At 62.7% G+C, this 24,816-nt stretch carries 30 protein-coding genes; 26 read left to right on the top strand and 4 right to left on the bottom strand.

Annotation, left to right across the window (positions count from 1 at the left end; all coding sequences use genetic code 11):
* The first annotated feature begins 4 nt into the window (after nucleotides 1–4).
* The 5 genes from ACGHJ7_RS04270 to ACGHJ7_RS04250 all read left to right on the top strand — a co-directional run bounded on the left by ACGHJ7_RS04270 (nucleotide 5) and on the right by ACGHJ7_RS04250 (nucleotide 6,034).
* Complete coding sequence (locus ACGHJ7_RS04270) at nucleotides 5–2,056, top strand: ParB/RepB/Spo0J family partition protein (protein WP_390474758.1); 2,052 nt, start codon at nucleotides 5–7, stop codon at nucleotides 2,054–2,056.
* Nucleotides 2,057–2,252: 196 nt separating this feature from the next.
* Nucleotides 2,253–3,299 carry a toprim domain-containing protein gene (locus ACGHJ7_RS04265; protein ID WP_173995020.1) on the top strand — a complete coding sequence of 349 codons (1,047 nt, stop codon included), beginning with the start codon at nucleotides 2,253–2,255 and terminating at the stop codon, nucleotides 3,297–3,299.
* A gap of 313 nt (nucleotides 3,300–3,612) precedes the next feature.
* Nucleotides 3,613–4,539 carry a DUF2493 domain-containing protein gene (locus tag ACGHJ7_RS04260; RefSeq protein ID WP_236762392.1) on the top strand — a complete coding sequence of 309 codons (927 nt, stop codon included), beginning with the start codon at nucleotides 3,613–3,615 and terminating at the stop codon, nucleotides 4,537–4,539.
* 124 nt (nucleotides 4,540–4,663) lie between these two features.
* Nucleotides 4,664–5,134: a hypothetical protein gene (locus ACGHJ7_RS04255; RefSeq protein WP_173995018.1), complete on the top strand. Its 471-nt coding sequence runs from the start codon at nucleotides 4,664–4,666 to the stop codon at nucleotides 5,132–5,134.
* A 564-nt stretch (nucleotides 5,135–5,698) separates the two neighbouring features.
* Nucleotides 5,699–6,034, top strand: coding sequence for a DUF736 domain-containing protein (locus ACGHJ7_RS04250; RefSeq protein WP_173995016.1), 336 nt, complete (start codon nucleotides 5,699–5,701; stop codon nucleotides 6,032–6,034).
* A gap of 127 nt (nucleotides 6,035–6,161) precedes the next feature.
* Here the strand turns inward: ACGHJ7_RS04250 and ACGHJ7_RS04245 are convergent, their stop codons facing one another.
* The 3 genes from ACGHJ7_RS04245 to ACGHJ7_RS04235 are packed head-to-tail and all read right to left on the bottom strand — an operon-like array spanning nucleotide 6,162 to nucleotide 6,894.
* On the bottom strand, nucleotides 6,162–6,386 hold the full coding sequence (locus ACGHJ7_RS04245; RefSeq protein ID WP_236762391.1) for a GDCCVxC domain-containing (seleno)protein: 225 nt from the start codon (nucleotides 6,384–6,386) through the stop codon (nucleotides 6,162–6,164).
* Nucleotides 6,362–6,673 (bottom strand): mercury resistance system transport protein MerF, encoded by a 312-nt coding sequence (gene merF / locus ACGHJ7_RS04240; protein ID WP_390474754.1) that lies wholly within the window; start codon nucleotides 6,671–6,673, stop codon nucleotides 6,362–6,364. The genes ACGHJ7_RS04245 and merF overlap by 25 nt, the downstream gene beginning before the upstream one ends.
* Nucleotides 6,571–6,894, bottom strand: a complete 324-nt coding sequence (locus ACGHJ7_RS04235; protein WP_390474807.1) for a mercuric transporter MerT family protein — start codon at nucleotides 6,892–6,894, stop codon at nucleotides 6,571–6,573. The genes merF and ACGHJ7_RS04235 overlap by 103 nt, the downstream gene beginning before the upstream one ends.
* Before the next feature lie 102 nt (nucleotides 6,895–6,996).
* Here ACGHJ7_RS04235 and ACGHJ7_RS04230 point away from each other — a divergent pair, with 102 nt between their 5' ends.
* Nucleotides 6,997–7,422: a helix-turn-helix domain-containing protein gene (locus ACGHJ7_RS04230; RefSeq protein ID WP_173995010.1), complete on the top strand. Its 426-nt coding sequence runs from the start codon at nucleotides 6,997–6,999 to the stop codon at nucleotides 7,420–7,422.
* 65 nt (nucleotides 7,423–7,487) lie between these two features.
* Here the strand turns inward: ACGHJ7_RS04230 and ACGHJ7_RS04225 are convergent, their stop codons facing one another.
* On the bottom strand, nucleotides 7,488–7,712 hold the full coding sequence (locus ACGHJ7_RS04225) for a helix-turn-helix domain-containing protein (protein ID WP_173995008.1): 225 nt from the start codon (nucleotides 7,710–7,712) through the stop codon (nucleotides 7,488–7,490).
* 175 nt (nucleotides 7,713–7,887) lie between these two features.
* Here ACGHJ7_RS04225 and ACGHJ7_RS04220 point away from each other — a divergent pair, with 175 nt between their 5' ends.
* From ACGHJ7_RS04220 to trbG, 20 genes are all read left to right on the top strand, one after another.
* Nucleotides 7,888–8,154: a DUF2285 domain-containing protein gene (locus ACGHJ7_RS04220; protein WP_173995006.1), complete on the top strand. Its 267-nt coding sequence runs from the start codon at nucleotides 7,888–7,890 to the stop codon at nucleotides 8,152–8,154.
* A gap of 142 nt (nucleotides 8,155–8,296) precedes the next feature.
* A complete protein-coding gene (locus tag ACGHJ7_RS04215; protein WP_376909585.1) occupies nucleotides 8,297–8,482 on the top strand; it encodes a transcriptional regulator domain-containing protein in 186 nt (61 codons plus the stop codon).
* Nucleotides 8,483–8,564: 82 nt separating this feature from the next.
* Nucleotides 8,565–9,011 (top strand): DUF2285 domain-containing protein, encoded by a 447-nt coding sequence (locus ACGHJ7_RS04210; RefSeq protein WP_390474751.1) that lies wholly within the window; start codon nucleotides 8,565–8,567, stop codon nucleotides 9,009–9,011.
* A 45-nt stretch (nucleotides 9,012–9,056) separates the two neighbouring features.
* Entirely contained in the window at nucleotides 9,057–9,905 is an 849-nt protein-coding gene (locus tag ACGHJ7_RS04205; protein WP_173995002.1) for a hypothetical protein, read from the top strand.
* 157 nt (nucleotides 9,906–10,062) lie between these two features.
* Nucleotides 10,063–10,347, top strand: a complete 285-nt coding sequence (locus ACGHJ7_RS04200) for an AlpA family transcriptional regulator (protein ID WP_173995000.1) — start codon at nucleotides 10,063–10,065, stop codon at nucleotides 10,345–10,347.
* Complete coding sequence (locus ACGHJ7_RS04195) at nucleotides 10,344–10,808, top strand: DUF2840 domain-containing protein (protein WP_173994998.1); 465 nt, start codon at nucleotides 10,344–10,346, stop codon at nucleotides 10,806–10,808. Before ACGHJ7_RS04200 ends, ACGHJ7_RS04195 begins: the two co-directional genes overlap by 4 nt.
* Nucleotides 10,805–11,317 carry a S26 family signal peptidase gene (locus tag ACGHJ7_RS04190; RefSeq protein WP_173994997.1) on the top strand — a complete coding sequence of 171 codons (513 nt, stop codon included), beginning with the start codon at nucleotides 10,805–10,807 and terminating at the stop codon, nucleotides 11,315–11,317. The genes ACGHJ7_RS04195 and ACGHJ7_RS04190 overlap by 4 nt, the downstream gene beginning before the upstream one ends.
* Nucleotides 11,318–11,356: 39 nt before the next feature.
* Complete coding sequence (locus tag ACGHJ7_RS04185; protein WP_390474748.1) at nucleotides 11,357–12,070, top strand: lytic transglycosylase domain-containing protein; 714 nt, start codon at nucleotides 11,357–11,359, stop codon at nucleotides 12,068–12,070.
* Between the two features lie 247 nt (nucleotides 12,071–12,317).
* A complete protein-coding gene (locus tag ACGHJ7_RS04180) occupies nucleotides 12,318–14,084 on the top strand; it encodes a DUF3363 domain-containing protein (protein ID WP_173994994.1) in 1,767 nt (588 codons plus the stop codon).
* A 14-nt stretch (nucleotides 14,085–14,098) separates the two neighbouring features.
* Nucleotides 14,099–16,093, top strand: coding sequence for a conjugal transfer protein TraG (locus tag ACGHJ7_RS04175; protein ID WP_173994993.1), 1,995 nt, complete (start codon nucleotides 14,099–14,101; stop codon nucleotides 16,091–16,093).
* Between the two features lie 9 nt (nucleotides 16,094–16,102).
* Nucleotides 16,103–16,525, top strand: a complete 423-nt coding sequence (locus ACGHJ7_RS04170; RefSeq protein ID WP_173994992.1) for a CopG family transcriptional regulator — start codon at nucleotides 16,103–16,105, stop codon at nucleotides 16,523–16,525.
* A 135-nt stretch (nucleotides 16,526–16,660) separates the two neighbouring features.
* Entirely contained in the window at nucleotides 16,661–17,644 is a 984-nt protein-coding gene (trbB, locus tag ACGHJ7_RS04165; RefSeq protein ID WP_173994990.1) for a P-type conjugative transfer ATPase TrbB, read from the top strand.
* Nucleotides 17,641–17,976 carry a TrbC/VirB2 family protein gene (locus ACGHJ7_RS04160; RefSeq protein ID WP_390474745.1) on the top strand — a complete coding sequence of 112 codons (336 nt, stop codon included), beginning with the start codon at nucleotides 17,641–17,643 and terminating at the stop codon, nucleotides 17,974–17,976. Before trbB ends, ACGHJ7_RS04160 begins: the two co-directional genes overlap by 4 nt.
* Entirely contained in the window at nucleotides 17,973–18,242 is a 270-nt protein-coding gene (locus ACGHJ7_RS04155; RefSeq protein WP_081533694.1) for a VirB3 family type IV secretion system protein, read from the top strand. Before ACGHJ7_RS04160 ends, ACGHJ7_RS04155 begins: the two co-directional genes overlap by 4 nt.
* A gap of 4 nt (nucleotides 18,243–18,246) precedes the next feature.
* Nucleotides 18,247–20,745, top strand: a complete 2,499-nt coding sequence (trbE, locus tag ACGHJ7_RS04150) for a conjugal transfer protein TrbE (protein ID WP_390474743.1) — start codon at nucleotides 18,247–18,249, stop codon at nucleotides 20,743–20,745.
* Nucleotides 20,723–21,502 (top strand): P-type conjugative transfer protein TrbJ, encoded by a 780-nt coding sequence (trbJ, locus tag ACGHJ7_RS04145; protein ID WP_390474741.1) that lies wholly within the window; start codon nucleotides 20,723–20,725, stop codon nucleotides 21,500–21,502. Before trbE ends, trbJ begins: the two co-directional genes overlap by 23 nt.
* Before the next feature lie 6 nt (nucleotides 21,503–21,508).
* Complete coding sequence (trbK-alt, locus tag ACGHJ7_RS04140; protein WP_025825443.1) at nucleotides 21,509–21,784, top strand: putative entry exclusion protein TrbK-alt; 276 nt, start codon at nucleotides 21,509–21,511, stop codon at nucleotides 21,782–21,784.
* A 3-nt stretch (nucleotides 21,785–21,787) separates the two neighbouring features.
* Entirely contained in the window at nucleotides 21,788–23,077 is a 1,290-nt protein-coding gene (gene trbL, locus ACGHJ7_RS04135) for a P-type conjugative transfer protein TrbL (protein ID WP_099170562.1), read from the top strand.
* A complete protein-coding gene (trbF, locus tag ACGHJ7_RS04130; protein WP_025829577.1) occupies nucleotides 23,074–23,760 on the top strand; it encodes a conjugal transfer protein TrbF in 687 nt (228 codons plus the stop codon). Before trbL ends, trbF begins: the two co-directional genes overlap by 4 nt.
* A complete protein-coding gene (trbG, locus tag ACGHJ7_RS04125; protein WP_017516412.1) occupies nucleotides 23,757–24,815 on the top strand; it encodes a P-type conjugative transfer protein TrbG in 1,059 nt (352 codons plus the stop codon). Before trbF ends, trbG begins: the two co-directional genes overlap by 4 nt.
* Nucleotide 24,816 lies beyond the last annotated feature (1 nt).

The raw sequence follows: 24,816 nt of genomic DNA, 5'->3' as shown, positions 1-24,816 counted from the left end.
TCTCATGACCAAGTCCAAGAAGATCACCCTCAGCGCCTCGCGCGACATCCCCTTCAACAAGCTGCTGCTCAGCCAGTCGAACGTCCGGCAGATCAAATCCGGCGTCTCGATCGAAGAGCTGGCCGAAGACATCGCCCGGCGCACGCTACTGGCAAGCCTCACCGTCCGACCGGTGCTGGACGAGGAAGGCGGTGAGACCGGGATGTTCGAAATCCCCGCGGGCGGCCGCCGCTTTCTCGCGCTCGAACTGCTGGTGAAGCAGCGCCGCTTGAACAAGACCGCACCCGTGCCCTGTATCGTGCGGACCGATGGTCTGGCCGAGGAAGACAGCCTCGCCGAGAACGTCCAGCGCGCGCCACTGCATCCGCTCGATCAGTTCCGCGCCTTCCGGGCGATGCGCGAGAAGGGCAAGTCTGAGGAAGAAATCGCCGCGGCGTTCTTCGTCTCGGCCGGTGTCGTTAAACAGCGGCTGAAGCTCGCCGCCGTATCGGCAGCGCTTCTGGACGCCTACGCCGAGGAGCAAATGACCCTCGACCAGTTGATGGCCTTCACGGTCAACCCCGACCACGAGCGCCAGGAGCAGGTCTGGGAGGCACTGAAGCAGCACTACTCGAAACAGCCTTACGAGATTCGCCGCATGCTGACCGAGGGCGCCGTGCGTGCCTCCGACCGGCGGGCGCAATTCGTGGGTCTCGACAACTATGTCGAGGCGGGCGGCGAGATCCTGCGCGATCTCTTCCAGACCGACGATGGCGGCTGGCTGCAGGATGCCGCGCTGCTCGAAACCATGGTGTCGGAGAAGCTCAACGAAGACGCCAAGGCGATCCGGGCCGAAGGCTGGAAATGGATCGAGGTCGCGCCCGACTTTCCCTATGGGCACACCTACGACCTGCGACGCATTCGCGGCGAGGCCGAGCCGATGAGCGATGAGGAGGAAGCCTCCTATACCTCGCTCAAGGCCGAGTACGAAAAGCTCGAAGACGACTATGCCGAAGCGGATGAACTCCCCGAAGAGGTCGACACCCGGCTCGGCGAAATCGAGACTGCGATGGAAGCGCTGCAGGATCGCCCGATCCGGTTCGAGGCGGATGACTATGCCATCGCGGGCGCGTTCGTCAGCATCGACAGCTCTGGCAATCTGCGTGTCGAGCGCGGCTATGTTCGAGCCGAAGACGAACCGGCGGTGGAAACCGACGAGGCTTCCGACGCGGGCGGTGATCCGGCCGTGGATGATGCGATTGCTGACAGCGACGAGCCGGCCGTCGATCCTGACGAGGAGGAAGACGATGACGGCACCAAGCCGCTCTCCGACCGTCTCGTCTGCGACCTGACCGTCCACCGCACCATCGCGCTGCGCAATGCACTGGCCGGTGATCCACAACTGGCCATGCTCGCCTGTCTGCACACGATGGTCCTGCAGCTCTTCTACCATTACGGCCAAGACAGCTGCATCGAGATCACGCCCAAAGCCACGCATTTTGGTGCGCAGGCGGACGGTCTCGGAGACACGTCCTATGCACAGGGGATTGACCAGCGGATCGAGACCTGGGCGGCCAACTTGCCGAAAGCGCAGGAAGACCTGTGGGATGCGCTGATCGAATGGGATAGTGACAGCCGCGACGCGCTCTTCGCGCATTGCGTGTCGATGACCGTGAACGCGGTGCAGGAACCGCATTACCGCAAACCGCGTGCACTCGCCCATGCCGATGTCCTAGCCGCAACGCTGGGTCTGGACATGGCGAAGGCAGGTTGGTCGCCGACGGCGGAGAGCTATCTCGGCCGCGTGACCAAGGCGCAGATAGTCGCTGCGGTGCGCGAGGCCAAGGGCGAAAAAGACGCCGAACGCATCGCCGGGTTCAAGAAGCCCGATATGGTCGCCGCCGCCGAGGAACTGCTCGCGGGCACCGACTGGCTCCCGCAGCCGCTGCGCACCCCGCCCCTGGTCGAGATGCCCGACGAGCCGGAGTTCGAGATCATCGATAACGGTGATGTCGAGCCGCAGGCGGAGAACGATGATGCCGAAGAACAGGCAGTCCCGCTCGAAGCCGCTGAGTGATCGCGCAAGGACAGGCGAACGGCGGCATTAGGTCGATGGTCGATCGTGCCGCTTCCGGCGATGATGTTTCTGTCGCCGAGGCCGCCTTCGCCACGGGTGACCACCAACCGAGGGAGAGGCTCCCCCAACTTCCTCGCAACTGGGGTCCGTCGGAAACGGCGGGCCCCTTTTTCGTGCGCAACCGATGGAGATTCTCATGTCGAATACAGCAGCGGAAATTGCGCAGCGCCTCGGTCGTGACGCGGAGGCCGTATGCCGGCACTATCTGTCCAATGGCCGCAAACAGGGCAATTACTGGATCGTCGGCGATGTCGACAATGCGCCGGGACGCAGCCTCTATGTCCGCCTCACGGTACCATCCTCCGGCAAGGGATCCGCTGGCAAATGGACCGACGCCGCCACCGGCGAGCATGGCGACCTGCTCGATCTCATCGCAGCCAATCTCAATCTGTCGTCCCTTGGCGACACGCTGGACGAGGCACGCCGCTTTCTCAGTCTCCCGAAATCCGATCCACCGTCACGTGCTCCGGTGGCGAGAGCGCCGACCGGCTCACCGGAAGCGGCACGACGGCTTTGGGCGATGGGTCAATCCATCGCCGGAACACTCGTCGAACGCTATCTCGCCGCTCGAGGGATCGGCAGCCTGCAGTCAGTTCGCGCGCTGAGATTCCATCCAAGCTGCTACTATTGGCACGAAGGTCAGCCGAGATGTGGTCCGCCGGAAACCTGGCCCGCCTTGCTCGCAAAGGTCACGGACGAGGCTGGCACACTGACCGGTGTCCATCGGACGTGGCTCGATCCAAAAACGGCCACGAAGGCCCCGCTCGATCCGAACCGCAAAGCCATGGGCAATCTGCTCGGATACGCCGTGCGCATCGGACAGGCCCGCGAGGTCATGGCGGTGGGCGAAGGGCTGGAAACGATGCTCTCGCTGCGCGTGGCTATCCCTTCACTTCCTGTCACTGCAGCACTCTCCAGTGCGCATCTGGCCGCGTTCGATCCGCCCAAACACCTGAACAGACTTTACATCGCCGTCGATGCAGACCCCGCCGGACGCGAGGCCGCTGCGATCCTGGAAAAACGCATCTTGCCGATGGGGATCGAGACGATCCCGCTCCATCCGGTGCAGGGCGACTTCAACGACGATCTTTGCCGTCTTGGGTTGGACAACCTAAGGGCGCAGTTGCGGTCACAGCTCGCACCGATCGATGTGCCAAAGCTCCTGGAGGCGGTCACAAGCTGACCGTCACGGGAGCAACGGTCGTGCAGAACCGCGATCGCCTCACCACATCCGAGAGCCGCTCCCACGGCCTTCCTGAGAGGGGCGAGACGGAGCGGAGACCGCCCGGTCCGGCAATGGCTGCGGTGACACCGTTTTCCGCCGCCGCGCAAGCGCGGCTTTGCATCGCGATCCAAAACGGCGCCGCCTTCGCCATCCTCCGCTGCGCTCCGGCCGCCGCCTGAGGTCGGCGGTGCAAGCCCGGTCGCTCGCCGCTTGCCCGTCGCCCATGAAGGCCGCGCGGGGCGCGGTCACGAGGCGAAGGAGACCCAACCCCATGACCCTGCACGATCCACAAACCCGCTCAGCCACCGCCCTGGTGCTCGACGAACTCCAGCTCTTCGGCCACCGGCCCTTCTCGGGCGAGCCCGATCCGCGCCCTTTGCCGGAAGCAGATATCGTCCACGGCGCGCTGACTGACGTCTTCGACGCACTTGTTGTCGCTCTCGGAGATACGCGGCTCGAACCCGATCTCGAAGACCTGCTCTGGTCCACCACCAATGTCTTCCACCGCATGGCGGTCCGTATCGACCGCACCCTCGACGACAACGAGCAGGCCCAGAAACGCAGCCAACGTCAGCAGGACGGCTCCGAAGTCCGTTCGGTCGAACTGGAACGGCTGACCGCCGAAGGCATTACGCTGACGGAGCGACGCAACGCCTATGACAGCATGCGCGATCTCGCCGCCGAGCTCTTCGAAGCGCATATTGGCCAGACCTGGCATCCACGTTCCGGCTCACAGCGAAACCGCAAGCATATGACCGCCGCGCTGATCGACAGCCGCGACTATCTCGACACCAAGCGGAAAACCGACCTCGAACCGCTGATGCCCACCGGCACGAAGATCGCCTTCACCGGCGGTCAGGATGTCATGGATACACAGGCCATCTGGACGGCTCTCGACAAGGTCAAAGCCAAGCACGACGACATGGTGCTGCTGCATGGCGGTTCACCCAAGGGTGCTGAACGCATCGCGGCCTGTTGGGCCGACAACCGCAAATGCCAGCAAATCGTCTTCAAGCCGAACTGGAACCGGCACGGCAAGGCAGCACCGTTCAAGCGCAACGATCAGCTTCTGGACACGCTGCCCATCGGGCTCATCGTCTTCCCGGGCTCCGGCATCTCCGACAATCTCGCCGACAAGGCGAAAATCCTCGGCATTCCGCTTTACGATTTCCGGGAGAAGAAAGGCGGGTCGTCATGACCCATGATGCCTTCAAGGCATCGCGATGCGCTGTCCGGGGATATTCCGCGATCAGCGCATTTATGCTATGCTTTGGCAGCGCAATGGCGGTGGTGGGAGCGCAGCTCATAAGAGGAGACCGCCCATGTTTGTATCCGCCTTTCTAAGCATCGTTGGACTTGGCTTCCTCGTCTATGTGCTTTTCAGTCTCGCCGTTTACGCGCTTCCTTTTTTCGTCGCTGTCACCGTCGGAATGTATGTTTACGATACGGAGGCAGGCGTCTTGGCCGCCCTCGTCGCAGCGATGTTTGCAGGGGCCTTCACGCTCATCATCGGACAGATCGTCTTCGCGAAGGTGCAGTCGGTTCCCGTGAGGCTGCTGATAGCGAGCCTCTATGCAGCACCCGCAGGTGTGGCCGGATTTTCGGCTATCAAGGGGCTTTCTCAGATTGGTGGCGCGTCGGAAAGCTGGACGCTGGCCTTCGCCATCATCGGAGGGATTGTCGTCGCGGGCACGGCCTGGGTGCGGATCGCAAGCCTCGCCGGGCCGCCGGGGGAGGACAATGTACATCGCTCCCAGAGCACCTACAGGCAACAGTTCGCGAATGACCGATGAACCCACACCGTCAGCGACGGTGTAAAGTCTCGTGGTTTTGCGCGATTGGTTGAAGAAGCTCTCCAGATCGAGGCGTGTCGCGGGTGTGGTCGATCGAACGCTTGGACCAGAACCGAAACTTCGAGCAGAATGACGAAGCGCTTGGGAGACGGCGTTCTCATCCACCTGCAGTAATCAGCGACGCGACTGATCTCCGCCGTTCTACACGACACAGCCTGTCTTCACGCGACAAGCGGTGCCGGTGCATTGCCCGGTCCGAATCTGGCGGCCATTTCTCTTCCCATGCCCAAGTCACCCGCACCCGCTGCGGTCTCTCCAACGGCTGATCTGACCGGGATCGGCTGACGCCTCGACCGCCTCAGCCGCAACGCCGGGTTCGGACTTTCTTCCCCTGGCCGGAGGCCATTCCTCGCGGGACGACCCTCACGGGTCCAAGAAAGTCCGCCCCCGGCGTCCTCCGCTAGCGCTGCGGGCCAAGGGCTGCGTCGGCGGATCGTCCCGGTCCTGACGATCGCCATCGAGACCGCGACGGGCGCGGGATCGAAAGCCAATAGGAGAATTGACATGGCAACCATCGGAACCTTCAAGAAGACCGGCAACGAGTATGTCGGAGAAATCGTCACCCTCAACGTGCAGGCGCAGAACGTCCGCATTGTTCCCGAGGACAGCACCAATGGCGAGAACGCCCCCTCCCACCGGGTCTTCGTCGGCCGCGCCGAAATCGGCGCCGCCTGGTCCAAGCGCTCGAACGAGGACCGCGATTATCTGAGCCTCAAGCTGGACGATCCGAGCTTCACCCAGCCCATCTACGCCAACCTTTTCGACGACACCGTCATCGAAGGCGGCGAGGAAACGTTCAGCCTCATCTGGTCCCGGGCTCGCCGCAAGAACGGCGAATGAGCCGCCCATCGCTCCGCCCGGTTTCCCGGGCGGGGCGTACTTTTCGTTTGTGACGCCGGATCGGCAGCGCGCCAGAGGGGGGCTTCGAGCCCAAATTGATTGATGCTGCGCGATGTCTGAATGGCGGCTATGCGCAGCAGGACTTGCCTTCTTGGATTGGTGGACATGGAACCGTTGCATAGGAACAATAGACGCAGCAGTCTCCCGGCAGGGGTTTCAGGACGGTGCCGCATCCCTTGCAATCATAAAACCACTGGCACGCGTCTGTTGGCATAGTCTCGGTTTCTACGTGTCCGCAAGACGGACAAGTGAGCGTAGATTCCAAGGCTACTTTTGCGTCTTCTGTCGCCATACCGCGTACCCCGTCAGTATAAGAAATCCTGCCAAGATCGGCAGCAAAACAGCATCGTTGTAAACGACCCCAAGTAAGCCAGTCAGGCCAACCGCTGTTAGCAAGACAGGCAGCAAAGGCGTGAAGCAACAGAGGATGGCCAAGATCGTGCCGCCCACCCCGAGCGCCAATAGTCTGTTCTTCATCAGATCGATCTCCACAAATCCCACATGAAACGCTGCGCTGACGGCTCCCACAGGGGCGAAGACAATGCGACCAAGAAGGCGATGGATGCGAGTGAAGTCCATACCATTGCAGACTGCCCACGCGTTGCGCATGGCTTGCGACGAAGCACCCGATACCAAGCCCAAACGAGAGCAATCGCAACTCCGAAAAGGATGAACTCGCGGTAGGCAATGAATGGCCCAAGAATAGTGAGCCAAGCACCGCCAAGGCCCACTATCGAAAGGCAGATAGGCAAAACACAGCACGACGCCGACAACAGCGCTAAAAGTGCTGCGAAGGGCATCACAAGCCCGGCAGCAACGCCAGATTCTGCTACAGGCAGTTGATTTGCATTCATGTCCATTTTGCTTTTCTACTTCCTGTAGCCACTACAGGAGCAAGCGAAATGTTCACAATCGGCAAAGCGTCGGATCAAAGCGGCGTGAATATCGAAACGATCCGTTACTATGAACGTGAGGGGATTGTTCCGAAGCCGGTGCGCTCCGCAGGCGGACGTCGGCTTTACTCGTCTGATGAAGTTGCGAAACTCAGGTTCGTTCGCCGCTGCCGCGATCTGGGTTTCCCGATTTCAATCATACGGACCTTTTTATCGCTCACCGCGCAGAATGACCGATCATGCGGTGAAGTGAAAATCATGGCTGAGAACCATTTGGGTGAGATAGACGCTAAGATTGAGCACTTGGTACGCCTCCGGGAGGCGCTCTTGAGCCTATCTAAGAAATGCGACGACGGCACTGCGGCCTGTCCCATGTTGGAAGCTCTAATGAAGGATGGCTTTGGCGAAGGCGTACCAGAGCAAAGCGGTCATTAGTGAAAACTCCACGGAAGCTCAATTTCTCCGAGTTCCAGACATTTGGGTAGGCTGCCGTCGCAAGACTAGGTCCCGTCTGGAATATCTTCTTTCAACAAGAGATCCGGCTTAACATCCAACGCAAGAGCCGCATGCCAAAGCGTGATGATCGTGACGTTCTGTTGACCCCGTTCCATCGAGCTTACATGGGCTCGGTCCACGCCCATTTTCACCGCCAACGCCGCTTGGCTCATGTCTGCTAAAGTTCTGTAGTGCTTGAGATTGTTCCCAAATGTCTGCCGGATATCCATCCGACGACAAAAGACCTATCGCGTATTTTAGTGCGACGTATTATAATACTCGAAAAGGAGCTCAGATTCAGGGGAGCCGTTGTCCGAAAGCGTCCTCTCGGCTGGGCCACTGTTGCGCCAGACCGCGCAAAGATGGCATTAACCATTTGGGCGCAACGCCGCCCAGGGGGACGGGATGACAGATCAAATCAATCAAAAGCTCGTCGATACACCACCCGAAAGCGATACCATCACGGAATATGATCGTGCTCAATTGAAGCTTTACGCGCGCCTCTTGGATGCTGAAGCCGACGGTGCCGCGCTTTCTGAAATCACTCATCATCTTTTTGGAATCGAGGTTGATGATGAACCGGAACGGGCGCGCCACGTGCACGATAGTCATTTGGTGAGAGCCCACTGGGTCGCACAACATGGGTATCATGAGCTGCTGACCAAGGCTTAACACGCCACCCTGCACTCTGCGTGGCGATGCGCGTTCCGCATCACTCGATGCCGCCAGCTCCCCTACGAATTCCCGCTTAACGCGAGCATATTGCTAGGTCCTCAGCGATCGACGCTCGGCGCTTAACAGTGGGAGAGCGGACATGCCGACGAATTGGCGAGACGAATCCAGCTATGATTACATCGAACAACTCGATGCTTCAGGCCTTGCCTGGGAGTGCCTTAGACGCAACCCGCGCTACAAAGCGGCATATCCAACGATGACGGACATCGAAGCGTCAGACTGGGGGTTGCGATTTCCCCGTCGACCCGAACTTAAAGGCAACTGACACGCGTCTCTTTTGGCGACCGGCAGTTGCGCCAGCCGTCAGCACGATAGTTTCCGCATTACGTGACAACGAAGCGCAAACTTTGCCTTTCGATGGGCTGATCTTAGAAGTCCAACGAGGTAGCAAAGGCCGATACTGGACATGTCTGCGACCTGATTTTGTCGTCGTATCCGACGTCGCGCTCACCGCCGATAGACCATTTGGGGTCCTCATCCCACTCGAAGCAAATTGGTCGATCAGAATGAAAACGGCGCGGCGTCTTCACGCCGCCATGCAAGGCCAACAGACACGCGGATGGTTCACGGCGCAGCGCAGAAAACGCATCGCCCAAGCCCTCCGCACGGATGACGGGCGGCGATCCGGAGCCCGCTTCCAGGAGATCGCGGTCGCTTATTTCGGCGCGGCTCGCGTCAGTGTTGATCCTTGGAAGACCAGCTCATTGAAAGCACAAGTGGCGCGTCTCGCAACTTATGGACGGATTCTGACCAACCAAGGTCACCGACATTTGCTCCATGGTAAAACAAAGTAAGAACATCAACTTGTTAAGACCTGTGTTTCCGGTATGTTTCGGAGCATGCAGAATGACATCGAAGCGCTAGAAGATCATGCCCGTATAATGGGGCGCTCACGGCGTTTGCCGTCCAAAGCGCGCATGGTCTTTGACCAAATATTTCACAGTGGCGGGGGCTATGTCCTCGACTTTTCTGACTGCACAATGGCCGAATGGTTCGAAGAAACCTTTGACCTAGACATCTTTCAGGAACGCTTCCAAGCCGAAGGCCATAGCAAGGGAAAAACGCTACGCGGGTTCGTTGAAGTCACCGAACCACGCCTTGTCGCGCGGGTTTTACACGCACTTTGGCTCTATCGCTGCGAGCTTCCTGACTACAAAGAATCCGATCCGGAAGAGGAGGCAAGGCTCAAAGCCTGGCTCGATCGGTACACCAATGAGCTTGAAACTGCATCCACGATGAAACTCGAAGATGCGCTGACTGACTTCTCGCGCGACACCACGCTGCCGAAGTTGCGCGCCTCCATTGCAAACGATCTCGTCGCCGAGAAGCCCGGTGTCGCACTTGACCGTGTGCATACCTACTGCGTTAAACGCTTCCGGCATTTGCTCTCCGAACGCGGCCACCCCGTCGAGGCAAGGACGCCCCTCCACGCGATCTTCGGCGCTTACGGCAAATTGCTCCGCGACAACAGAGAAGTCACCGAGTTCGCTTTACCGACACTTCGAGTGCAGCATAAGCTCTTCGAAGCGCTCAATGACGCGCGCAACAAACGCTCCTTCGCGCACGACAACGACTTGCTCTCAGTCTCAGAAGCACAGTTTCTGATCGACTGCGTGCTTTCCTCCCTGGCCTTTATCAAACGGATCGAGAGCAGCCGTCCGCAATCGGAAGACGACACTCCATTCTGAAAAACATCATCTGAGCACCCACATTCCCGTGTTTTTCGGGGGTGACGATTTCCTTCCGCAACCTTCGTCATCCCCCTCACGGGCACTTCTCCGCTTCTCTGTCCATCGACCGCCCAGCGCATTCCGCGACGGGCCGCGATGACCAGAGGAGTCTATCATGCCCGATCCCACTGCCGGCCTGCCGCCGCGCTATCTCAGAACTCCGGAAGCCGCGCGTTTTCTCGGCCTGTCCGGTCGAACGCTTGAGAAGCATCGCACCTACGGGACCGGCCCAAGCTATTCAAAGATAGGCGGCCGCGTCGTCTACGCAGTCGACGACCTGCAGGCCTGGGTCAGCCGAGGCGATCGCCGGTCCACCTCCGAAGACACCGGCGACATCGTTCTGCCTGCCAAACGCCATGCGGCGATCTCACCGGCCTACAGCCGCGAGAAACGCCGGTGAGCGCCCGCACGACTGTTCAGTTGACCTGGATCGAGGGTCAGATCGAGCGTTGGCTGCGCTTCGGTCGGATCGTCCAAGAGACGACCACGAGCCGTTCCCAACGCATGGTCGGGTTCCATCCCGGCTCTATCTTCGCGTTCATCCGCTGGGCGTCGAACGACTACGGGACGGTCGAAAGCCGGATCGACATTCTGCAAGCGCCGCGCCAAGGCGAGCATTTCTCCACCGTACCATTCGTGACACCCGGCGGCATCAGTCTGTTGCGCCTTTCCGGCTGGCCGAAAGTCGAAGCCGTGCTGCTCGCCACCGACCAGGTCGAGGCCGAAAGCATCGCGCCCGAAGACGTCTGTCCCGACCATTGGCGGCATGTCCACAACCGCCTAGCCAGCAATCTCGAGCCACGTCGCTATACGCCGTTCCGACACGATGCCTGGCTCAAACGTCGAGCGCTCGCGGCATGAGACGCGCACGTACATCGCTCATCCTCGGCGGTTTCGGCATTACCCTGATCGCGCTCTCCGCGGTCATCCGCGCCAATCCGGTCCTCGTCTGGAATGCGTCGGCAAGTGTGCCAATCGGCTTCTATGCCGTGCGGTCCATCGATACGCCCAGGGTCGGTGACCTAGTCGTTCTGGAACCGCCGTCGCCGCTCGGCGACTGGCTTCTCGAGCACGGCTATCTCGGCGCGGACGTCCCGCTCATCAAGCATGTCGTCGCACTTCCTGGACAACGTGTCTGTCGCATTGGCGTCACCATCACCGTCGATGGATCGCCCGTCGCGAACGCAAAGCTCCGCGACCGTTTTGACCGGCGCTTGCCCAGTTGGCAGGGCTGCCAGACGCTCACGGACGATCAGATTCTCTTCCTCAATCCCGACACCGAAGCGAGCCTCGACGGTCGTTATTTCGGGCCGCTGCCACGTGACGCGATCGTCGGCCGCGCCGTCCCGATCTGGACCCGGGAGGGCTGATGAATGTCAATCCTCCCTCCTTCCGGCCGTCGGTTCATCGTGGCTTCTGCGACGATCCTCGCGCTTTCCGGCTGCGCCAGCCCGCCCACCGCAGACGCGCGGGATACGGTTTCGCGCACTGCCGAGGCCACGGCCCCGACCTCCGACATCGACACCTACATCGCGGAAGCCGCGCAGCGTTTCCGCATCCCGGAGCACTGGATACGCGTCGTCATGCAGGCCGAAAGTGCGGGCAATCCCCGTGCTGTGAGCAGCGCTGGTGCGATGGGTCTCATGCAGATCATGCCGAGCACCTGGGCTGAGCTGCGTGCCGATCATGGCTTCGGGTCGGACCCGTTCGACCGTCGCGAGAACATCCTCGCGGGCACCGCCTATCTGCGCGCAATGTACGACCGGTTCGGCGCGCCGGGGTTTCTTGCGGCGTACAATGCCGGTCCCGGACGATACGCCGAACATATTCGAACCGGGCGCCCATTGCCGCGCGAGACGCGCCACTACATGGCATCGCTGTCACGCGCACTTGGTTTCTCTGGTGCAGTTCCACTGCAAGCAACGCGCACCGTTTCCGCAGCACGGTGGCAGGAAGCCCCGCTCTTCGCGCCCGTTTCTTCTGCAGACAATCAGCAGCAGAGCAACCGAAGGGACGGTCGCCGCCGCTCCGTCAACCAATCGTCGGAGAGTCATCCCAACGAACCGCAAAACGAGCGGGCCAACCCGCTTTTCGTTTCCAGATCAACGGAGACAGATCAATGAGCGGCTCATTCGCAGTCCGCGCCGTTTTGTCATGCTGCCTCGTATGGAATGCGGCAGAAGGAAGATTGCAGCAGGGATCAACGGTGGGAGGGCAAGATAAAAGGCCGGACGCGCGAGGCGTCTACGGCATTGTTGTTGTTGAGGTTTTTGTGTGTCGCGAACTTGGCAATAGTGCTGCGCTTACAGCTATCCCCCTGATTACATACACCTTTCACCGTGCCATGCCTTACTTTGGGGAGGCACCCGCATGAGCCGGCGTGAGAACGACATTCGCATCAAGCCCGGGCGCATCCGCGACAAGGGTCCGTCGGCCAAGCGCGCGAAGAGCTTCGTCGGACAGGTCATGCGCGCCGCGAAGAAGGCGGGGCATACCGGCAATCATTTCAGGACGAGCGGCGGGCGTGCCGGGCGTTCGACTTTCGGGCGCGGACGCTTCGTCAGGGTCTCACGCGGCCTCGCACGGACGCAGCGCCGGGTCGTGGTAAACGCACGGATCGTCCGGCATCGCGGTCAGAAGTTCCGGTCCGCACCGCTCGCCAAGCATCTCGATTATCTGAAGCGCGAGGGCGTCACCAAGGACGGTCGCGATGCGGGCATGTTCGACAAGGAGCACGAGCGGGTAGACGACCGCGCTTTCGTCGCCAGTACCGAAGACGACCGCCATCATTTCCGCTTCATCGTCTCGCCGGAAGACGCGGGCCAGATGGAAGACCTGCGGGCCTTCACCCGCGATCTGATGGCCCAAGCCGAGCGCGATCTCGGCACCGAACTCGATTGGGTCGCGGTCGATCATTGGAACACCGACAATCCCCATGTCCATGTGCTGGTGCGCGGCAAAGCCGATGATGGCAAAGACCTCGTCATCTCGCGGGACTATATCAGCCGCGGTCTGCGTGGGCGGGCGGAAGAACTGGTCGAGTTCGAACTCGGACCGCGCAGTGAGAAGGAGATCGCTGCCGGTCTTGATGCGGAAGTGAAGGCCGAACGCTGGACCGGTCTGGATCGGGCCTTGCGGTCCTATGCCAATGACACGCTCGGTGTCGCCGACTTGCGGCCCGGCGCGCCCGACCTCGACGACGAAGATCTCAAGCGTCGCATGACCGGGCGCGCGCAAACTTTGGAACGCTTTGGGCTTGCGGAAAAGCTCGCACCAACGGTCTGGCAATTGAAACCGGGGATGGAAGACACACTGCGCGAGATGGCCGTGCGCGGTGACATCATCAAGACGATGCACCGCGCCCTGAGCGGACAGACACGCGGTCAGGCCCGCGTGCAGTCCGACTTCGCAATCGAGGGGCAACCGGATAATTCGATCCTCGGCAAGCTGGTCGACCGCGGCTTGCACAACGAACTCTCGGGTGAAGCCTATGCGATCATCGACGGAGTCGACGGACGTCTCCATCACCTGCGGTTCCGCGATCTCGATCTCACAGGCGACACTCCTCTCGGCGGGATCGTTGAGACGCGGAGTTGGGCCGGGAAGGATGGAGGGACGCGACGCCTGGCTCTGGTCGGGCGGTCGGACGTTGCGCTGGAAAAGCAGGTCGAGGCCGATGGTGCCACATGGGCCGACCGGTTGGCGCTCGCCAAGACCCGCGCGCCGTTGGCGCAAAGCGGGTTCGGAGCCGAGGTCCGCGACGCTTTGGTGAAACGCGCGGAGCACCTGATCGGCCAGGGCCTCGCGACGCGGCAAGGTCAGCGCGTCACCTTCGCACGCGATCTCCTGAAGACACTGCGCCAGCGCGATCTCGGTAAAGCTGCGAGCAAAATCACCGACGAGACCGGCCTGCCATTTCGAAAGTCCGATGACAGCGAGTCCGTTGCGGGCATTTACAAGCAACGCCTCGACCTCGCTTCGGGCCGCTTCGCCATGATCGATGACGGGATGGGCTTCGAGCTCGTGCCCTGGAAGCCGCAGCTCGAAAAGCATCTCGGCCAGACCGTCTCGGGCACCGTCACGGCGGGCGGCGGCATCGGCTGGTCGCTCGGCCGCAAGCGCGGCCTCTCGATCTGATCCCGGAGACCTCTATGACCTCGAAGAAACACGCATCACCGGCCACCGCCATCCTCTGGGGTCAGATCTTCATCGTCTCGACGGTTACGCTGCTCTTCGTCTGGGCCGCGACGCAATGGGTGGCTTTCCGACTCGGCTTTCAGTCCCAACTGGGGGAACCGATGACCACCATCTTAGGTCTGCCGATCTACGCGCCGTGGAGCGTCTTCGTCTGGTGGTACTGGTACGACGCCTATGCGCCGCGCGTCTTCATGGAAGGCGCAATCATCGCCGGAACCGGTGGTATCGCTGCCGTCGGGATCGCGATTTTTCTCTCCGTGCTGCGTGCCCGCGAAGCCAGCAATGTGACCACCTACGGCTCCGCCCGCTGGGGGACAGAGAACGACATGCGCGAGGCGGGATTGTTCGTCGATGACGGTGTGGTCCTCGGGCGCTACCAGTCCCGCTACCTCCGGCATGACGGACCCGAGCATGTGCTCTGCTTCGCGCCGACGCGCTCCGGTAAGGGTGTCGGTCTGGTCGTCCCGTCGCTTCTGGCCTGGCCAGGCTCGGCGATTGTCCACGATATCAAGGGCGAGAACTGGCAGCTGACGGCCACCTATAGGTCGCGATTCAGCCACGTGCTTCAGTTCGATCCGACCGATCCGAATTCGGACGCCTACAATCCGCTGCTCGAAGTGCGCCGCGGCGACAGCGAGGTGCGGGACGTCCAGAACGTTGCCGACATCCTGGTCGATCCCGAAGGATTGCTCGAACGCCGGAATCATTGGGAAAAGACGAGCCACTCGCTTTTGGTCGGTGCGATCCTGCATGTGCTCTATGCCGAGGCTGACAAGACGCTCGCCGGTGTTGCGGCCTTCCTCTCCGATCCGAAGCGGCCTATCGAGTCGACGCTCGCCGCCATGATGCGAACCCCGCATCTGGGAGACCACCCGCATCCTGTCGTCGCCCAAGCCGCACGCGAACTTCTGAACAAATCCGAGAACGAACGCTCCGGTGTTCTCTCGACCGCGATGAGTTTCCTCGGGCTCTATCGCGATCCGGTCGTGGCAAAAGTCACGCGCCGCTGCGACTGGCGGATCGACGATCTCGTGACCGGGGACAGGCCGGTGACACTCTATCTCGTGGTGCCGCCATCAGATATCTCGCGCACCAAGCCGCTGATCCGGCTCGTGCTCAATCAGATCGGTCGGCGGTTGACTGAAGACCTGCACGCTGAGCGCAGCCACCGCATGCTGCTCATGCTCGACGAGTTCCCCGCGCTCGGACGGCTTGATTTCTTCGAGAGCCAACTCGCCTTCATGGCGGGCTACGGGATCAAGGCGTTCCTGATCGCCCAATCCCTCAACCAGATCGAGAAGGCCTACGGTCAGAACAACGCGATCCTCGACAATTGCCATGTCCGTGTCGCCTTCGCGACCAATGACGAGCGCACCGCGAAGCGGGTGTCCGACGCGCTCGGCACGGCGACCGAGATGCGGGCGATGAAGAACTACGCCGGGCATCGGCTCTCGCCGTGGCTCGGGCATTTGATGGTGTCTCGTCAGGAAACAGCCCGACCGCTGCTCACCCCGGGCGAAATGATGCAGCTCCCGCCAAAGGACGAGATCGTGCTGGTCTCCGGTGCGCCACCGGTCCGCGCAGAGAAGGCGCGCTACTATGCCGACCCGCAGTTCAAGGCCCGGATCGCGCCGCCACCGGATCGCGACGCGCAAGCTGGGGCGGTCGGCAGCACGGCAGACGATTGGAGCAGTCGCGAACCAATCGCAGCGCCGCCTCCCAAAAAACGGAAAGCATCGAGCGACGACGCCGATGGCGGTATTCGGCGACAGCCCGACCTTCCGGAACATGAAGACATCGCCCCCGAACCGGCACCGGTGCGCAGTGAGTTCGCCGATCTCGATGACGAACCGGAAGACGATGCACAGCGCGCAAAAGCCATGCGCGACCGGTTCGGCGGCGTCGCACGACAAGCCTCGCTCGATCCCGATGACGGGATCGAGCTCTAGGAGGTGGCCGTGAAGAAAGACCGACTGAATGTGTATTTCGATCCGGCTCTGTCGGGTGAACTTGAGGCGTTGGCCGCCCGCCGGAAGGTCTCGAAATCGCAAATCGTGGAGGCGGCGCTCGCCGCATTTCTGTCGCCCGATGGCGCAGATCAGCGGGAGGCCGCAATCGTCCGGCGCCTGGATCGACTTACCCGCGCAATCGAACGCCTGGAGCGCGACCAATCCATCGGCAATGAGGCGATGGCGCTGTTCGTGAAGTTCTGGCTGACGACCACACCGCCATTGCCTGACGAGATGCGGGAGGCCGCACAGGCATCGGGCAAGGAACGCTATGACAGGTTCGTTGAGGCAGTTGGGCGGCGACTCGCAAAGGGGAAAACGCTGACCAAGGAAATCTCGGAGGACATTCCAGACCCTACATCCACTGCCTGAAGCCATCGCGACTTCATGCAAAATGCGCATGTCCCTGCCTTCACACGCCGCCGCACTACTACGCCCTTAAACCTGTTGCGAATGATCCTTTAGCGGTCTTCTTGATCGACCCCGTAACCAGATGCGGGGCCGCGAATGACCGTCCACACTCTCAAATCAGCAGCGATCGAGCGCGGTTCCCGCATGCTCCGCACCGCGCTTGGCGCGGATATTGCGGCCTGGCTCGACGAAGCCGCCGTTGTCGAAGTGATGCTCAATCCGTGCGGTCGCCTCTGGGTCGACCGGCTCGGTGACGGCCTCTGCGATACGGGCTCGACGCTTACCGCAGACGATGGCGAGCGGATCGTTCGCCTGGTCGCCCATCATGTCGGCGCCGAAGTCCATGCGGAGGCGCCGCGCGTCTCCGCCGAATTGCCCGGAACGGGCGAACGTTTCGAAGGATTGCTTCCCCCCGTGGTCGCAGCCCCGACTTTCGCGATCCGCAAGCCCGCCGTCGCCGTCTTCACGCTCGACGACTACGTCCGCGCCGGGATCATGGATGAGGTCGCAGCCGACGCGCTGCGCGAAGCCGTCGCGTCCCGCGCCAACATCCTCGTCGCGGGTGGCACATCGACCGGCAAGACGACACTCACCAACGCGCTGCTCGCCGAGGTCGCCAAGACCTCCGACCGCGTCGTCCTGATCGAAGACACGCGCGAGCTGCAATGCACCACGCCCAATCTGGTCGCGCTCCGCACCAAGGACGGCGTTGCGACGCTGTCCGATCTCGTCCGTTCATCGCTCCGCCTGCGCCCGGATCGAATCCCCATCGGTGAGGTGCGCGGGTCCGAAGCGCTCGATCTTCTCAAAGCCTGGGGTACCGGCCATCCCGGCGGGATCGGCACGATCCATGCGGGCTCGGCCATCGGCGCGCTGCGCCGCCTCGAACAGCTCATCCAGGAAACCGTTGTCACGGTCCCGCGCGCTCTGATCGCGGAGACCATCGACGTTCTCGCCGTCCTGCAAGGACGCGGCAGCGATCGCCGTCTCGCGGACTTAGCCCGCGTCACCGGCCTGACTGCCGAGGGCGACTACGCGCTTCAATCCCTTCTCACCAACCCGAAAGGACCCGCCACATGACCACCCGACTCAATCTCCTCTATCCCCGCTGGCCCATCTATGTCAGCGCCGCTGCGATCGTTGTCCTGCTCGCCACCGGACAAGCGGAAGCGGCGGGGTCCGGCATGCCCTGGGAAGCGCCGCTTCAAGCCATCCTCGAATCCATCGAAGGGCCGGTCGCCAAGATCGTCGCGGTCATGATCATCATCATCACCGGTCTGACGCTTGCGTTCGGCGATACATCGGGCGGCGCTCGCAGGCTCGTGCAGATCGTGTTCGGTCTGTCAATCGCCTTCGCCGCATCGAGCTTCTTCCTGTCCTTCTTCTCATTCGGCGGTGGCGTCCTCGTATGAGCGACCCGACCGACATCCCCGGCTTCACCGCCCCCGTCCATCGCGCGCTCACCGAGCCGATCCTGCTCGGCGGCGCACCGCGCACCATCGCGATCGCCAATGGCACCATCGCGGCCGCCGTGGGTCTTGGCCTCCGGCTCTGGCTGGTGGGGCTCGCCCTCTGGGCCATAGGGCACATGCTCGCGGTCTACGCCGCAAAGCGCGACGCCCAGATCGCCGATGTCGCGCGCCGTCACCTCCGTTATCCGACCTGGATGGGAGTGTGAGGAGATGATGCGCCTCGCCGAATACCGCTCCAAAGCCGCATTGCTCGCCGATTTCCTGCCCTGGGCCGCGATGATCGGCGAAGGTGTGATCCTCAACAAGGATGGCAGCTTCCAGCGAACGGCGCGGTTCCGCGGTCCCGATCTCGATTCCGCAACGCCCGCCGAGCTGGTCGCGACCGCCGCGCGGCTCAACAGCGCGCTGCGCCGTTTGGGCTCGGGATGGGCGGTGTTTGTCGAAGCGCAACGCGTCCCGGCACGCGAATATCCGCTGTCGGAGTTCCCCGATCCGATCTCCGCGCTGGTCGATGCGGAGCGGCGCGCGCAGTTCGAAGAAGCCTCATCCCACTACGAGAGCCGCTACTTCCTGACGCTGACCTGGATGCCGCCTGCGGACGATACCAGCCGCGCGAGCGGGTGGCTCTTCGAGGACGCGCCGAGCAAAGGTGCCAACCCACACGAACACGTCGCGGCGTTTCGCTCCCGTTCGGACCGGCTGCTCGGTCTGTTCGAAGGGTTCATGCCCGAGGCCGCCTGGCTCGATGACGCGGAGACGCTGTCTTATCTCCATTCGACGATCTCGACGCGGCGACAATCCGTCCGCGTGCCCGAGACCCCGATGCATCTCGACGCCTACTTAGCCAACGAGCCGCTGGTCACCGGGCTCGCGCCAAAGCTTGGCGAGGTGCATCTCCGCACGCTCTCGATCGTCGGATTCCCGACCGCGACCTGGCCGGGCCTACTCGACGAGCTTAACGCGCAGGCCTTCGAATATCGCTGGGCGACGCGCGCCATCTGTCTCGACAAGACCGACGCCACGAAGCTCTTCACCCGCATCCGGCGTCAATGGTTCGCCAAGCGCAAATCGGTCGCGGCGATCCTCAAGGAGGTGATGACCAATGAGGCCTCGACGCTCCTCGATAGTGATGCCGATAACAAAGCGCTCGACGCCGACGAAGCCTTGCAGGAACTCGGAAGCAACATCGTCGGCGCGGCCTATGTCACCGCCACCATCACCGTCTGGGACACGGACGAACGCGCGGCGGATGCCAAGATGAAGCTAGCCGAGAAGGTCGTGCAAGGCCGCGACTTCACCTGCATCCCGGAGACGCTGAACGCCATCGAAGCCTGGCTCGGCTCGCTCCCCGGCCATCTCTACGCCAATGTCCGGCAGCCGCCGATCTCGACGCTCAATCTCGCCCATATGATCCCGATCTCGGCGGTCTGGGCAGGGCCAGCGCGCAACGACCATCTGGGCGGCCCGCCGCTCTTCTACGCCGAGACGAAAGGAGCGACACCGTTCCGCTTCTCGACCCATGTCGGCGATGTCGGTCATACCCTCATGGTCGGCCCGACCGGCGCGGGCAAATCGGTGCTGCTGGCGCTCATGGCTTTGCAGTTTCGCCGCTACGAGAACGCGCAGATCTTCGCCTTCGATTTTGGTGGATCGATCCGCTGCGCGACGATTGCCTGCGGCGGGGATTGGGAAGATCTCGGTCTCGCGCTGTCGGACGAAGAGGACGCGGTCCAGCTGCAACCGCTCGCCCGGATCGACGACGCGGCCGAACGCAGTTGGGCGCAGGACTGGCTCGCCGGATTATTGGCCCGCGAAGAGGTGATGATCGACCCGGTGGCGCGCGATCATCTCTGGTCAGCGCTCACCTCGCTTGCCTCGGCCCCGATCGAAGAACGCACGCTGACAGGTCTGTCGGTCCTCCTGCAATCGAACGATCTCAAGCGCGCACTGACCCCTTTCTGCCTCGGCGGACCGTTTGGCCGTCTGCTTGATGCGGAAGACGAAGCACTCGGCAGTGCCGATTTCCAGGCCTTCGAGACCGAGGGGCTGATCGGCTCCGCCGCTGCGCCTGCCGTCCTCGCCTATCTCTTTCACCGCATCGAAGCGCGGCTCGACGGACGCCCGAGCCTCATTATCGTCGATGAAGGCTGGCTTGCCTTGGACGACGCGACCTTCGGATCGCAACTGCGCGAATGGTTGAAGACGCTGCGCAAGAAGAACGCCTCCGTCGTCTTCGCCACCCAATCGCTCGCCGACATCGACGGCTCGGACATCGCGCCCGCCATCGTCGAAAGCTGCCCGACACGCATCTTCCTGCCGAACGAGCGCGCCTTCGAGCCGCAGATCGCCGCGACCTATCGCAGTTTCGGGCTCAACGACCGACAGATCGAGATCGTCGCCCGCGCGACGCCCAAACGCGACTATTACTGCCAGTCGCGCCGCGGCAACCGGCTCTTCGCTCTCGGCCTCGGCGAAGTCGCGCTCGCCTTTACCGCGGCCTCTTCCAAAGCCGACCACGCCGCGATCGACGCGATCCTCGACAAACACGGGCGTGACGGTTTTGCCGCCGCCTGGCTCGCCCGGTGCGATCTCGGATGGGCGACCGAACTGCTCGGTCCTTCCGACGCCGTGATCGAAGCCACCCCATCCGCAACCCCAGAAGCCAACGACGACAAGGAGAAGACTGATGTTCACGACCAAGACACGTAAACTGGCAGGGCGCGCCGCCGCAGCCCTGTTGCTGTCGAGCGCGATCGCAATGACCCCGGCGACCGCGCCGCCCGCCCACGCATTCTTCGGCGGCGGGTTCGGCGGGATCGTCTACGATCCGACCAACCATGCCGAGAACCTGCTGACCGCCGCCCGGACGCTGGAGCAGATCAACAACCAGATCGCCCAGCTCCAGAACGAAGCGCAGATGCTGGTCAACCAGGCGCGCAATCTCGCGAGCCTGCCATATTCGTCGCTGTCGCGACTGCAGTCTTCGGTGCAGCAAACCCAGCAGCTCTTGGACGAAGCACAGCGCATCGCCCATGATGTGGCGACGATCGACGAAGCCTTCACCCAGGATTACGGCGCGGCAGCCGCGCGCGGCGATTTCGACGACATGATCGCGGGCGCACAGGATCGCTGGCGCACTTCGGTCGCCGGTTTCGAAGACGCCCTCAAGGTGCAGGCAGGCGTCGTGGGCAACATCGAAACCGCCCGCACCGAAATGCAGGCGCTCGTCGGCCGCAGCCAGGCCGCGACCGGTGCCTTGCAGGCGACCCAAGCCGGTAATCAACTCCTCGCATTGCAAAGCCAGCAGATTTCTGACTTGACGGCGGCCATCGCCGCGCAGAACCGGGCGCAATCGCTCGAAGCCGCGCGTGTCGCAGCTGCCGAAGCGCAGGCCCGCGAGAACCTCACGCGCTTCCTCGATTACGGCTCCGGCTACGAGCCGACCACCGTGCGGATGTTCCGGTAAGCCGCGATGAAGCTGACCGCTGAGACCACGCTGAAAGCCATCGCCATCGCCTTGGGCGCCATTGCCGCGCTCATGGCGGCGATGGAACTTCAGCGCGCGTTGGAAGTGGAACGGATGGAGCGCCCCGCCGTGGTCTCGGACGATCCGTTGCGTGAGACCTTGCAACACTGCCGCTCGCTGACCCCGGAAGCCCTTGAAGCCGACACAGAGTGCCAGGCCGCCTGGGAGGAGAACCGCCGCCGCTTCTTCGGCACGTCCACCGACAATTCGGACCCGGAGTAGGTCATGGACGGAGTCGGCGTCATCGATCGGTTCCTGGAGGTCTTTACGACCTATATCGACAGCGGGTTCGGCCTGCTCGGCGGCGATGTCGCCTTCCTCGCGACCACACTCATCGTTATCGACGTCACGCTCGCCGCGCTCTTCTGGGCCTGGGGGGCGGATGACGACATCATCGGTCGCCTCGTCAAGAAGACGCTCTTCGTCGGCGTCTTCGCCTATATCATCGGCAACTGGAATGCGCTCGCGCGCATCGTCTTCGAGAGCTTCGCAGGTCTCGGCCTCATCGCCACCGGCGGCGCGATCGGTGCGGGCGAGCTCCTGCAGCCGGGCCGGATCGCCGCTGTCGGGCTTGAAGCAGGGCAACCAATCTTGGAGTCCATCGCTGACCTGATGGGCTTCGTCTCCTTCTTCGAGAACTTTATCCAGATCTCGATCCTGCTCTTCGCCTGGATCGTGGTCCTGCTCTCCTTTTTCATCCTCGCGATCCAGCTCTTCGTGACGCTGATCGAGTTCAAGCTGGCGACGCTCGCGGGCTTCATCCTCGTGCCCTTCGGCCTCTTCAACAAGACCGCCTTCATGGCCGAACGCGTGCTAGGGCTCGTCATATCGTCCGGTGTCAAGGTGCTCGTGCTTGCCGTCATCGTCGGCATCGGCTCGACCATCTTCGGCGAGTTCACTGCCGGTTTCACCGGCGAACCGACCATCGAGGATGCGATGGCCGTCGTGCTCGCGGCGCTCTCGCTGCTCGCGCTCGGCATCTTCGGCCCCGGCATCGCCAACGGCATCGTTTCTGGCGGACCGCAGCTCGGTGCCGGCGCGGCGGTCGGTGCCGGCCTCGCAGCAGGCGGCGTGGTCGCAGGTGGTCTCGCGGGCGCGAAGATGGCCGGGGCCGCCGGTGGAGCCGCCCTGCGCGGTGGATCTGCCGTTGCAGGCGGTGCTTCGACTGCCTTCGGGATCGGCGCAGCCTCGGGCACGTCCACGGCCGGGAAAGCCGCGAGCGCCATGGCCGCAGTCGGCCAGGCCGGAGTCAACACAGCTGTCAGCCCGCTCAAGCGCGCTGTCGGCGACAGCTACCGCTCCGGCTCACGCGCTGCCTTCGAAGCCACCGGCGGCAAGTTCAGCAATTCCCCGTCATCCATGCCGACCCCCGCCAATGACGGTCCGCCCGCCTGGGCGCGCCGCATGAAACGTCAGCAGAGCCTGCAACACGGCACCGCCGTTGCCGCCCACGCCATCCGCTCCGGCGATGGCGGCGGCGCGGGCACTGCCATCAGCCTTTCGGAGAGATCATGAAATTCAAGAGAACCAGCGTGCGATACGCCAAGACCCCCGAACCCGTGACCCCTTACCGGAAGGCCGCCCAGGTCTGGGACGAGCGGATGGGTTCGGCCCGCGTCCAAGCCCGCAATTGGCGGCTCATGGCCATCGGGTGTCTCGCCACGACAGCGACCTTTGGCCTCGCGCTGGTTTGGCAATCCACCCAAGGCACAATCGTCCCTTATGTGGTCGAGGTCGATAGACTTGGGGCAGCCCAAGCCGTGGTACCGGCAACCGCCAACTACCGCCCAACCGATCCGCAGATCGCTTTCCACCTCGCACGCTTCATTGAGAACGTCCGCGAGGTTCCCGCCGATCCGATCGTGCTCCGCGAGAACTGGCTCCGCGCTTACGATTTCACCACCGATCGCGGGTCCGTCGCGCTCAACGACTTCGCCCGGGAAAACGATCCCTTCGCCCGCGTCGGCGAGGTCCAAGTCACCGCCGAAATCTCCAGTGTCATCCGGGCTTCTGACAACAGCTTCCGCGTGGCCTGGACCGAACGCCGCTACGTGAACGGGCAGCTCGCCGTCACCGAACGCTGGACCGGCATACTCAGCGTCGTCGTCCAACCACCCCGCGACGCCGACCGCCTCCGCAAAAACCCTCTCGGCGTCTTCGTCCACGCCATCAACTGGTCAAGGGAGAACGCCCAATGAATGATTGCATCATACGCAAAACCTGCATGCCCGCCAGACTTTCCATCACTACACTTCTCGCCGGTTCGATGCTGGCCGGGTGCGCCACCTTCAAACCGCCTGAGATCAGCTACGATGATCCGGTCGCCGCAACGCTGGTTGCTGAACCGGCGCGCCCAGTCCGGATCGTCGAGACACCCGAGCCTTTACCGCTGCCCGGCCAGCTCATGCGGGTCGATGCCGACGACCGTCCGGCAGAAGCTGCGGAACCGACCGAGCGCGTGACCAACGCCAATGCCGCCGCCCGGATCGAACCGGTGCGCGACGGCTTCATCAACGCCGTCCAGCTCTATCCCTACAGCTCCGGGGCGCTCTATCAGGTCTACACCTCACCCGGCCAGGTCACGGACATCGCGCTACAGACGGGTGAGAGTCTCGTCGGCGCCGGCCCGATCGCCGTGGGCGACACAGCACGCTGGATCATCGGCGATACCGAAAGTGGCTCCGGCGACAGCCGCCGCATCCATGTGCTCGTGAAACCGACCCGGCCCGATCTCGTGACCAATCTCGTCATCAACACCGACCGGCGCACCTATCACCTCGAACTGCGCGCGACGCCGCAGGCCTATATGGCCTCCGTATCCTGGCAATACCCCGAAGACGACCTGATCGCGCTTCGGCGCCAGAACGATCGTGCAGAGGCGAGCCTTCCCATCGGGCGCAATGTCGATCTCGACGATCTCAACTTCCGCTACCGGATCACCGGCGACCGCGCGCCCTGGCGGCCGCGCCGCGCCTTCGATGACGGGCGGCAGGTCTTCATCGAGTTCCCGCGCGGGATTGGCCAGGGCGAGATGCCGCCGCTCTTCGTGATCGGACCTGAAGGGGACGGTCAGCTCGTCAATTACCGTATCCGGCGCAACTACATGATCGTCGATCGGCTCTTCGCCGCCGCCGAACTGCGGCTTGGGGATCGCCAGCGGGTGGTGCGGATCGTGCGGACGGACGGGGTCCAGCGAAGCACCCAACGCGAAGAGCGCGTGGTGTCCGCCTGGCGTCCCGATGAGGACCGCTGAC

Source organism: Altererythrobacter sp. MTPC7 (genome assembly GCF_042851395.1).
In the GTDB taxonomy this organism is placed as follows: domain Bacteria; phylum Pseudomonadota; class Alphaproteobacteria; order Sphingomonadales; family Sphingomonadaceae; genus CAJXSN01.
Note: the sequence above shows the minus strand (reverse complement) of the source record. Positions and strands in the feature narration are given on the sequence as shown.